General features: G+C 65.3%; 10 protein-coding genes and 1 pseudogene. All 11 read right to left on the bottom strand.

Features of this window, described 5'->3' with window-relative positions:
- Positions 1–447, bottom strand: a 447-nt coding sequence (locus tag LJE69_RS13140) for a hypothetical protein (RefSeq protein ID WP_296925746.1), incomplete at its 3' end; no start/stop codon positions are given.
- Between the two features lie 745 nt (positions 448–1,192).
- Positions 1,193–1,375, bottom strand: coding sequence for a cbb3-type cytochrome oxidase assembly protein CcoS (gene ccoS / locus LJE69_RS13135; protein WP_296925744.1), 183 nt, complete (start codon positions 1,373–1,375; stop codon positions 1,193–1,195).
- A gap of 81 nt (positions 1,376–1,456) precedes the next feature.
- Positions 1,457–3,943: a heavy metal translocating P-type ATPase gene (locus LJE69_RS13130; RefSeq protein ID WP_296925743.1), complete on the bottom strand. Its 2,487-nt coding sequence runs from the start codon at positions 3,941–3,943 to the stop codon at positions 1,457–1,459.
- Positions 3,944–4,178: 235 nt separating this feature from the next.
- Positions 4,179–4,733 carry a FixH family protein gene (locus LJE69_RS13125; protein WP_296925741.1) on the bottom strand — a complete coding sequence of 185 codons (555 nt, stop codon included), beginning with the start codon at positions 4,731–4,733 and terminating at the stop codon, positions 4,179–4,181.
- 11 nt (positions 4,734–4,744) lie between these two features.
- On the bottom strand, positions 4,745–6,187 hold the full coding sequence (gene ccoG / locus LJE69_RS13120; protein ID WP_296925739.1) for a cytochrome c oxidase accessory protein CcoG: 1,443 nt from the start codon (positions 6,185–6,187) through the stop codon (positions 4,745–4,747).
- 189 nt (positions 6,188–6,376) lie between these two features.
- On the bottom strand, positions 6,377–6,517 hold the full coding sequence (locus LJE69_RS13115) for a hypothetical protein (RefSeq protein WP_296925737.1): 141 nt from the start codon (positions 6,515–6,517) through the stop codon (positions 6,377–6,379).
- Between the two features lie 24 nt (positions 6,518–6,541).
- Complete coding sequence (gene ccoP / locus LJE69_RS13110; protein WP_296925735.1) at positions 6,542–7,465, bottom strand: cytochrome-c oxidase, cbb3-type subunit III; 924 nt, start codon at positions 7,463–7,465, stop codon at positions 6,542–6,544.
- Positions 7,452–7,667, bottom strand: a complete 216-nt coding sequence (locus LJE69_RS13105) for a cbb3-type cytochrome c oxidase subunit 3 (protein ID WP_296925734.1) — start codon at positions 7,665–7,667, stop codon at positions 7,452–7,454. The genes ccoP and LJE69_RS13105 overlap by 14 nt, the downstream gene beginning before the upstream one ends.
- Before the next feature lie 6 nt (positions 7,668–7,673).
- Positions 7,674–8,471 (bottom strand): cytochrome-c oxidase, cbb3-type subunit II, encoded by a 798-nt coding sequence (ccoO, locus tag LJE69_RS13100; RefSeq protein ID WP_296925732.1) that lies wholly within the window; start codon positions 8,469–8,471, stop codon positions 7,674–7,676.
- A gap of 40 nt (positions 8,472–8,511) precedes the next feature.
- Positions 8,512–9,963 (bottom strand): cytochrome-c oxidase, cbb3-type subunit I, encoded by a 1,452-nt coding sequence (gene ccoN / locus LJE69_RS13095; RefSeq protein ID WP_296925730.1) that lies wholly within the window; start codon positions 9,961–9,963, stop codon positions 8,512–8,514.
- Between the two features lie 915 nt (positions 9,964–10,878).
- Positions 10,879–11,114, bottom strand: a pseudogene (locus tag LJE69_RS13090) (IS4 family transposase); the annotation flags it as partial.

The raw sequence follows: 11,114 nt of genomic DNA, 5'->3' as shown, positions 1-11,114 counted from the left end.
CGTAGAATAGAAAGAACGGCTCGCATCCGTCACTCCAGCATTGAAGAAAGCGCGATAAACCGCCACATCAGCAGTTCCAACGCTCCCGGTCACCTTCACCCAGTAGGTCCCGCCTACCTTTGCGGTAAAAGATGCTGTCTTGGTCTCTCCATTACCAATGTACGTCGCAGACGCAAACGAATTATTCTGATCGTCCGGCTGGTACGCGTAGAAGGACATCGATCCAGAATTCACATGCGCCGTCAAAGCTACCGTCACTCCCTCTCCTTCGAAAAGCTCAAACTTGAGATAATAGTCGGATTCTTGCTTGTCAATAGAGAATGGATTGTCAAAGAGTGGAATAGGTTCTGCATCCTCGAAGCGTAAGCCCGAAGCCCACACGGCTCCTGATAGCAGCCAAAAGAGAAGCCATAGGGAGCTGATTCTGACATCGGTAATCACAGACATCTCAGTATCCCCTGCGAATTATTCGCTTCAGGTTGCCGGCTGTCCTCGCGATTGCGGACAGTTCCGGGACGATTAGCATTTTCCGCATCGTGAACAGTGCGCGCTACTGCTGGCACGACTGAACGATCGCGTGCCCGGGGCGGATAGGACCGACCTTAAGTTAGCGGCACCAGACATTGTAACCGGTCGCGGATTACCCTTAATATCGTAGCCAGACCAAAAGTGCAAAGTGCTGTCTAATTCGAAGACTTGGCCGGCTGGGTGGAGCCAAAAGACGACCAGCGGCAACCGGGACCGGCCAGTTCCTTGTCTACGCTTCGGTGGCCGAGTTGGGGTCGTGAGTCTTCGGCACGCGGGCACGCAGTGTCAGGAATGAGTGTGTTGGGGACCCTCTCGCATGCGCACGGCGGTGACAGCTATTGGCCGAGACCGGTCTTGGAACGATGCTTGGCCGTGTCGACCTGGAGGCCGACACGCCGGCCGCGGGCCACCGTGATTTCGCCGATCCATCGGCCGATTGAGCGGTCCGGGGCAAGCCCAGCCGCATCGCGCCGATGCGCAGTGCCCCGGCTCACCGCCCCGGCTAGTGCAGGGACCTGAATATGCCGAATCCTGCCGCTAGACCAACGGCTGGTCAGCGTCCGCTTCTACCCGGCAAGATGGCGCTCTGGCCAAGCGCTGGTGCGGCTGTCCAGTCCATGGGGTACCTAACACCGCGTGACGTCGGGATAGATCGCACGATCGGTCAATCGTCCGCGTCGGGAAAGCGCCGCGGGTCGCGCTCCTGCACATCATCGTCCATCAGGATGCGCTGGCCGTCGCCCTCGAGGTCGTCGAACTGGCCGGAGCGGGCGGCCCAGAACAGGACGCCGACGGCGACGAGACCGAGGATGAGCATGCCGGGGATGAGGCCATAGATGACGTCCATGGGTACCTCCTCGCTGGGGTGAATGCGCCGACGTTTGACCAGTGCCGTGGCCGGCGGGCGGGAGACGCGCCAGAGCGGGCGTCAGCCGGCGCCGCTGCGGCCACCGCGGCCGCCGACGAACCCGCGGATGCGGGCGGAGTTGCCGATGACGGCGAGCGAGCTCAGGGGCATGGCGATGGCCGCCACCAGCGGGGTGATGAGTGCCGCCATGGCGAGCGGCACCATGACGAGATTGTAGGCGATGGACAGGCCGATGTTCTGCCGGATGACCTCGAGCGTGCGCCGCGCCAACGTGCCGGCGTCGCGCACGCGGGCAAGCTCGCTCGCCATCAGCACGATGTCGGCGCTGGCGATGGACACGTCGGTGCCGCTACCGACGGCGATGCCCACGTCGGCCCGCACCAGCGCCGGGGCGTCGTTGATGCCGTCGCCCACCATGGCGACGCGCTGACCGGCGTCGCGCAGGCGGCCGATGACGGCGTCCTTGTCCGCCGGAAGCACCTCGGCGATGACCTGATCGGCGCCGATCTCGGCGGCGATGGCCTCGGCGATGGCGCGGCGGTCGCCGGTGAGCAGGGTCACGTGGATGCCGTCGGCACGCAGCGCACGGATGGTTTCGGCGGCGTCCGGCCGCGGGCGGTCGCGCAGGGTCAGGTGCAGCACGTCCACGCCATCGACGGCGCAATGGACCGTGGCATCCAGCTCGGCTCCGGTGCTTTGGGCGAGCGGAGCACCGGCCGACTCGACGCCGCAACGGGCGAGCCAGTCCGCGGTGCCGATCACCACATCGCTTTCATCGACTTGGCCGCGGACGCCGAAGCCGGGCTCGGCACGGAAGTCCTCGACGGTCAGCGCCTTGTAGCGGACGCCCGCCGCATCGGCCAGCTCGACGATGGCTCGCGCGGCGGGATGCTCGGAGCGCCGCTCCAGCGCGGCGGCCAGGGCGAGACGCTCGCGGCGCAGGTCACCCCACCCGGCCGGCGCGTCCAAGGGCCAGCGGCAGCCGGCATCGTGCACGGCCGTGACCTGCGGGCGGCCCTCGGTGACGGTGCCGGTCTTGTCGAAGACGAAGTGGTCGATGCCGGACAGCGCCTCGAACACCGCGCCGTTCTTCACCAGGATGCCATTGCGCGCGCCGGTGCCGGAGGCCACGGCAATAGCCATGGGCGTGGCGAGCCCAAAGGCACACGGGCAGGTGATGATGAGCACCGAGGTGGCGGCCATCAGCGCCGTCTCGGTGTCCTGGTGCAGCCAGAACGCAAAGGTCAGCGCGGCCAGGGCCAGGGTGATGCCGACGAACCAGGGCACGATGCGGTCGGCGGTGCACTGGATGGGGGCCTTGCTCGCCTGCGCGGCCTCCACCAGCTCGACGATGCGTCCAAGCGCGCTGTCGCGCAGCACGGCAGAGACACGCAACTCCAGGGCGCCGGTGCCGTTCAATGTGCCGGCGGACACGGCGTCACCGGCGGCGCGCGCGACGGGCCTGGACTCGCCGGTGAGCATGGACTCGTCCACCGAGCTCTGCCCGCGCAGGACCTCGCCATCGGCGGGGATGGACTCGCCGGGGCGCACCAGCATGACGTCGCCGGGGCGCACGGCGCGGATGGGCACGAGCGACTCCTCGCCGTCCTTGAGCAGGGTCGCCACCCGTGGTTGCAGGTCCAGCAGCCGCTGCGTGGCGGACACGGCCTGGCGCTTGGACATGGCCTCCAGGTAGCGGCCCACCAGGATGACGAACAGGAAATTGACCACCGTGTCCCAGTAGACGTGGCCGCTGCCCATGACGGTCGCATAGAGGGAGTACAGGTAGGTGATGGACGCGCCCAGCGCGATGGGCAGGTCCATGCCGAGGTGCAACTGCCTGAGCCCGCGCCATGCCCCGGCATAGAAGGGCCAGCCCGAGTAGGCCAGCGTCGGCGTCGCGATGGCGAAGCCGATCCACTGGAACAGGGTACGGAACTCGCCCTCGTCGGCGCCGGCGTAGAGGGCGATGGAGATCCACATGAGGTTCATCGCGGCGAAGGCCGCGAAGGCCATGCGGAACAGCAGTCGCCGGTTCTCGCGCTGGAGGGTGCCTTCCGCCGCCTGCGGGTCGAAGGGCACCGCCGCGTAGCCGAGGTCGGCCAGGCGTTGCAGCAGCGCGGACAGCTTGAGCCGGGTGCCGTCCCATTTGAGCCGCAGGCGCCGGCCGGTGAGGTTGACCCGCGCCTCGGCGACGCCGTCCACGCAGCCCAGTCCCTGCTCGATGAGCCAGACGCAGGCGGCGCAGTGGATGCCCTCCACCAGCAGGTTGACCTCGCGGACCTCGCCGCTGCCTACGACGAATTCCTGCTGGACCTCGTCCAGGTCATAGAGCCGCAGGTCCTTGGGCGGCTCCGGCGGCGGACCCAGGAGCTGACCCTCGGGCGTACGCCGGTAGAAGCCCTGGAGGCCGGCGGCGTAGATGGCTTCGCAGACCGAGCGGCAGCCGTTGCAGCAGAACTGGCGCAGCACGCCGTCGATGCGCGCGCTGATGTCGCCGTCGGCCGGCAGGCCGCAGTGGTAGCAGGTGTGGCTGGTGGGGCTCAACGACGCGCTGCCAGTCGCAGTCGACCGGTCGGGCAGGTGATCAGCGGATACGCTTACCATTGGCGCGATCGCCGTGTCGGCAGTTGGGGGAGGAATAGCTGCGCGTGCGGATCACGGCGCGTCGCGGCACCAAGCGTGCCGCTCCCACACATCGCGGCACCAAGCGTACCGCTCCCACGCGGCACCGCGAGTGCCGCTAGCCCGAAGCATCAGGATGGGGCACCAGGGCAGGGCATCAGGGCCGAGCGACGCCGATGCGCTGCGGATAGGTTTCTTCCTCGTCACCGAGTCGCACGGACACCAGCGTGTCCCAGACGCCAGGCAGCGGGAAGGTCACGTCGGCCTCGAACAGGCCCGGCCCCACGGCGGTCATGGGCAGCGAGAAATCGCGGCCGGCATCGGATGGGCGGTAGACGTAGTAGGTCACGGTGTCCGGGCGGATCGGCTGGCCCGCCTTATCCACCGCGGCGAAGTGCACCCTGGCGGGCGCCTCGGCGCGGATGTCTTCCGGCGTGTCGATGCGGGCGGTCCACTTGGATTCCGCGGCGAGGCGGGACTCGATGGTGCGCTCCACCTTGCGCCCGCCCTCGTAGTAGTCGTCGCGCACGAGGCCCGGATTGGTGACGATGGCGAGCACCACCATGGTGATGTTGACGCCGAGGACGACGACGATCAGGCCGATCCAGCCGATCACCCAGGGGTTTTTCCAGCCGGACTGGCGCGGCGGTGCGTCGCGCGGGTCACGCCCCGAGGAGGCCGTGGGGCCGGCTGTGATTGAAGGATTCGCCATCGGTTGCCTCACTACTGCGTTGGTCCGAAGAAGGCGCTCTCGCGCGACGCCTTGATCTCGCTGCCGTTGGGCAATTGCGCCGTCGCCACGAAGGTCAGCGGGACGCTCTCGCCGGAGAGATCCTGTCGCCTGATCTTCACGAAGAGGATGCCGGGCGTAACCTCGCCGTGCTTGGCCGGGATGGAATCCTCCAGCCGGGTTACCGTCACCGGCACGTCGGCCTCGACGGAGATGGCGATGTCGAGGTCCTCGTTGGTCTTGTTCAGCAGCTTGACCGTGTACTTGTTCTGGAACGAGCCGTCACTCAGCTGCACGTACAGCGGCGCGCGCTCGTGCAGCACCTTGAGATCGATGGCCGTCAGCGACGACAGGCCATAGATGATCCCACTGAGTGCGATCACCAGGATCGCGATGTACACCCAGACGCGGGGCCGTGCGAACATAGGCGGCGCATGCTTGCCTTCCATTTCGTCCAGTGACGCATAGCGGATCAGCCCACGCGGGCGGCCCACTTTGTCCATGACCGCGTTGCAGGCATCGATGCAGAGCCCGCAGGTGATGCAGCCTTCCTGCTGGCCCTGGCGGATGTCGACGCCGGTGGGACACACCGCCACGCACTGGCTGCAATCCACGCAATCGCCGGTGGTGCGGTTCGCCTCCGTTTCGCCCTTCTTCATGCGGCCGCGCGGCTCGCCGCGACCCTCGTCGTAGGTGGGCACCACGGTGGTGCGGTCCAGCATCACGCCCTGGATGCGGGCATAGGGGCACAGCCAAAAGCAGACCTGCTCCCGCATCCAACCCGCCAGCACATAGGTGCCGACCGTGAACAGCGCGACCGCGGCGTATACGGCCACGTTCGCGTCGCCGACGAAGAAATCCCGCCACAGCTTGTCGGCGCCGTAGAACCAGGCGACAAAACTGAAACCGGTGATGAACCCGATCAATGCCCAGCTCAGGTGCTTGATCGCCTTGGTGCGCAGCTTCTTGAGGCTGAACGGCGCCGCGTCCAGCCTGCGCCGCTGGGCCGGGTTGCCCTCGAGCTTCTCCTCGATCAGCGTGAAGACATCGGTCCAGACCGTCTGGAAGCAGAAATAGCCACAGTAGACCCGACCCGCCAGCGCCGTGGCCACCGCCAGCAGGATGGCGAAGAACAGCAGCAACAGCGACAGCATCCAGAAGTCCTGTGGCAGCACGGTTGCGCCGAACAGGTGGTACTGCCGGTTCGGGATGTCGAACAGCACGGCCTGACGACCGTCCCAGCGTAGGTAAGGCCCCAGGAAGAAGATCAGCCAAACCGAGGCGGCCAGCCACTTGATGGTGCGCCAGCGCCCGGGAATGCGCTTGGCATGAATGGTCTCGTTGCCGGTGTTGACGTGCCAGTGTTCGGCCTCGGCATAGATCTCGTCCATGTCCGCGTGCCGTGCACCGCCGCTAGCGGGGAAACTCTCAGACATCTGGTCCACCACAATTGCGCTGCCGGTGCGCTCCGGCTCAAACGACGCGCGAGCCCGGCGCATTCTGCGCCGCGCCCGCGGCCGGGAGCAAACGATAATCCGCACCGGCCAGCGTTAACACCTGCCAAGAACTTGGCCAAAAAAAAGGGGATCCTCGGATCCCCTCCTCCGCCTCTCCTCCTCGTGTTGTTATGACTGCTCGCCGCCCGCTTTGTGCCGCGCCGCGTCCTCGTTCATCAGCTTCACGACCTTAAAGGCCAGAAACACGAAGATCACGACGGCGATGGCGACGCTGACGATCGCGCCCCAGAAGACCGCGTCGAAGTGCATATCCTCCTCCTCTCTGTCCGGTTGTTATTTTCCGCCGCCCAACTCGTGCACGTACACCGTCAGCATCTTGATCTGCTCGGGGGTCAATCTGCCCTCCAACTTGCCCTGCTGCGCAAACGACGGCATCACCGCGTTGCGGGTCTGCGCGACGCCCGGCTGATTCACGCCGTAGGTGATGGTGTGCTTGGCACTCTCGTAGCCGCCGGGTCGGAAGCGCCAAATGCTGTCGGTCAGGTTGGCGGCACCCACGGTGACGATCTCCCCGTTGGGCAGCTCAGCGATGACGCCAGTCGCCTTCGGGCCGTGGCAGGCGACGCAGCCCTTGGCGTTGAACAGCGCCCAGTCCGCCTCGCTGCCCTTGCCGCCCTGCGACATGCCCGCGACGAAGTTGGCGAGCTGGTCGATCTCGGCGTCGGACAGGATGTTGACGTGCGCCGTCATGGCGCCCTTGCGCCCGTTGGTGATGCTCTCGGTGATCTTCGCGAGCGTGCCGCCGTAGAGCCAATCGTCATCGGCGAGCACCGGATAGCCCGGGTTGCCCTGGCCGCCGCTGCCGTGGCAGGCGGCACAGTGGTCGCCGAACAACACCTTGGACGACGCCAGCGTGTACTGCAACAGGCCCGGGTCCTGAATGATCTGCTCGGCCGTCATGCCGGCAATCTGCTTGTCATACTGCGCGCGCACGGCCTCCACCTGCTCGACGCCCTTCTTATACTCCTTGATGGAAGTCCAGCCGAGGATGCCCGGCGTGAATTCCTTGCCGTCGACGTTATGACCGGGCAGCGCGGGCCACATGGGATAGAGGATGGCATACAGCACCCACCATGCGACGGAGGCCCAGAACGCGATCATCCACCAGCGCGGGGGCGGATTGGTCAGCTCCCGCAGGTTGTCATCCCAAAAGTGCCCGGTGTTGTTCTCACCCGGGTAGGGGTTATTTTCGGCCATCGTCGTCTCCGAGGTCGTCGCGATCTTCTTCGAACAGGATGTGCTTTCGAGACTCGAGTGATTCCCGGTTCTTCGGCCGGAACACCTGGAAGTAGGCCACCAGCATGGCGATGAAGATCACCACCGTCAGGATCGTGCCGACCCAGTCGGCGGCGGTCATCGCCGCCCAGTCGGTGCGGAAATGCTCCGCAAGGGCGTCCATGGCGAGCTACTGCCGGTAGTCGACGCCGGGTTCGAGCTTGGCCATGGTGCCCAGGACCTGAAGGTACGCGATCGTCGCGTCCATCTCGGTCTTGCCGGCCAGCAGCCCGTCCGCCGCCTCGATGTCGGCGTCGCTGTAGGGCACGCCGATGGCCCGCAGTCCGCGCATGTGGCGCTGCATCCGCTTCGCGCTGATCTCGCGCTTGGCCAGCCAGGGGTAGCTCGGCATCACCGACTCCGGCACCACCGAGCGCGGGTTCGTCAGATGCTGGCGCTGCCACTGGTCGGAGTACTTGCCGCCGACGCGGGCGAGGTCCGGTCCGGTGCGCTTCGAGCCCCACTGGAATGGGTGGTCGAACATCGACTCCGAGGCCAGCGAGTAATGGCCGTAACGCTCGCGCTCATCGCGGAAGGGACGCACCATCTGCGAGTGGCAGAGGTAGCAGCCCTCGCGCTGGTAGACGTCGCGACCGGCCAGCTCCAGGGCCGTGTAAGGGCGGACGCCGTCACCGGCGACCCAGTTCTCTTTCATCTCGACCACCACCGGGTCGCCCGCTTCGTCGCGCTTGATCTTGCCTTTGGCGTCGTGCTCGTAAGTAACGGCGACGATCGGCTCCTTGCCGGCCTTATCCCAGACGATCTGCGGGAAGCGCGTCGCTTCCTCCGTGCCCTTCAAATAGAACAGCGGGACAATCTCGACGATACCGCCCACCGAGAGCACGATCGCCAGCGCGATCACCAGGCCCCAGATATTGCGCTCGAGCCATGCCTGAAGGCCATTCGACGCATTGTTGCTGTCGGACATTGCAATACTCCTGCTTCGATTCTGCTGGCCGCGTAGCGATTTAGGCGGCGGCGGGAGTCAGGGTGCCGCGGGCCTCACGCAGGCTGCCCTGCAGGGCGGACTTGCGCACGGTCATCAGGATGTTGAACAGCATGATGATGGCGCCGAGCAGGAAGATGCCGCCGCCCACCGCACGCATGGCGTAGTAGGGGTGCATGGCGGCAACGGACTCGACGAAGGTGTAGGCGAGGGTGCCGTACTCGTCGTAGGCGCGCCACATCAGGCCCTGCATGATGCCGGAGACCCACATGGCCACGACGTAGATGACCGTGCCGATGGTGGCGGTCCAGAAGTGCACGTTCACCAGGCTCTCGGACCACATCTCGGTATGCCAGAGGCGGGTCATCAGGTGGTAGATGGCGCCGATGGAGATGCCGGCCACCCAGCCCAGCGCGCCGGAATGCACGTGGCCGATGGTCCAGTCGGTGTAATGGGACAGCGCATTGACGGTCTTCAGCGACATGACCGGCCCTTCGAAGGTGGACATGGCGTAGAACGCGAGCGCGATGATCAGGAACCGCAGCACGTAGTCGGTGCGCAGTTTGTCCCACGCGCCGGAGAGGGTCATCATGCCGTTCACGGCGCCACCCCAGGACGGGATGATCATGGCCAGCGATACGGCGGCACCAAGGGAGCCGGTCCAGTCCGGCAGTGCGGTGTACTGAAGGTGGTGCGCGCCGAGCCAGACGTAGCCGAACATCAGCGCCCAGAAGTGGATGACCGAGAGGCGATAGGAGTAGACGGGGCGGTTGGCCTGCTTCGGCACGAAGTAGTACATGATGCCGAGGAAGCCCGCGGTCAGGTAGAAGCCCACCGCGTTATGGCCCCACCACCATTGGATCATGGCGTCCTGCACGCCGGAGAACAGGCTGTAGGACTTGAACAGACCCACGGGGATGGCGAGGCTGTTCACCACGTGCAGATAGACGATCATGATCATCATGCCGAGGAAGAACCAGTTCGACACATAGATGTGCGAGGTCTTCCGGATGGCGATGGTCATGATGAAGTTGAACGTGAACGCCAGCCAGACGGCGGCGATCAGGATATCGATGGGCCACTCCAGCTCGGCGTATTCCTTGGACTGGGTGAGCCCCAGCGGCAGCGTCAGCACCGCCAGCACGATGACCAGGTTCCAGCCCCAGAACGTGTACCAGGCCAGCTTCTCGCTCCAGAGCTTGACACCGCAGGTGCGCTGCACCGTGTAGAAGGCCGTGCCCATCAGCACACAGCCGCCGAACGCGAAGATGACCGCATTGGTGTGCAGCGGCCGCAGGCGGCCGAAGGAGATGTACGGGGTGTCGAAGTTCAGGAAGGGCCAGGCGAGCTCGGAGGCGATATAGACGCCGACCGTGGCACCCACGACGAGGTACACGACCGCCATGATCGTGAACCAGCGGACAACGTCGAAACTGTACTTCTGTTCGGCTAGCCGATCGGCAGTCGCTTCCATAGTACCCTCTAGACGGACTGGGGAAAAAGGAACCGAGGTTGTGGTTTTCCACCATGGAAAATGGCACGCCACAGCCGCAGCGCGGTAGCCGACAATGACAATTCATCAATGTTCGAAAGTCAAGCTTGGCACTCGGACATGGGCACTGCCAGGCGTCTGCGGAGAATCCTGCAAAACGCTTGAAGATCTGTCACTTGCGCAGGGACCCCACGGGCGCCACACGCCGCAGTCGGGCGCCGACGCGGCGACGAAATTTTTCGATGCCCCCATCAGGGCACGGGGATCTCGGGACCGCTCGTCGGATTATCGCGGCGGCGATCGGGCTTGAAGGTGTTTTGACGGCGCCGCTGGCGGAGGCGGCGGCGGGGCTGGTGAGGACGAATCAGGAATGTACACGGCGCGTTTTCTTCAGGGCGATGCCGGGTGGCCCGGCGCTGCCCGGAAGATCCGCGCTGAAAGTCTGGTGCTTCGCCGCGGAAACTCCGAGACTGGGCTAGCTCGTTGTCGTAATCGGAGTCGTAATCGAATATCCGCAGTTTGATACCACGACCAAGACAACGACAACGACCTGAGACGGTATAGGGACTTGCGCGCTGTCGTGCTGGGATCGTAGGTCGGGTTAGCGATAGCGTAACCCGACAATCAATGGCACGCCGACGCGTATTGCCGGGTTACGCTGCGCTAACCCGACCTCTCATAACGGCTGCTCCAGGCGCGCCGGTGTGGGAGCGCCACTGCCTTTTGTGGCGCGACGACGGCTGCGCAACTGCCTGCCGGTTGACAGTCACTCGGCTGGGGCGTTGTGCCTTGCCGCCGGTCGCGGCACCGAGAGTGCCGCTCCCACAAGAGCCGCCTACACCGAATACTTGCGCAGCCTCTGAAGCGTCACTGCCATTGACTTTAGCCATCTCGTGTTCAGTAGCAGTGCTTCCGCCGGCGACGGTGGTAGTCGAGCAGGCCGCGGTCGGAGGTGTTCTTGCGTGGGGGGTTACGCCCCTCGCGGTACGTGATGGGGTTGGTCAGGAACAAGGCGGTCAGGCGCTTGCGGATCGTCTCGGCATCCTCGTCGCCGAAGAGGATGTCGAAGGCGTTGTGCTTGATGGCATTGAAGGAAACGGCACGGTTGACCCGCTGGGGATGGCGGGTGGGCT

The organism is Thiohalocapsa sp., assembly GCF_022340605.1.
Classification (GTDB): Bacteria; Pseudomonadota; Gammaproteobacteria; order Chromatiales; family Chromatiaceae; genus Thiohalocapsa.
Note: the sequence above shows the minus strand (reverse complement) of the source record. Positions and strands in the feature narration are given on the sequence as shown.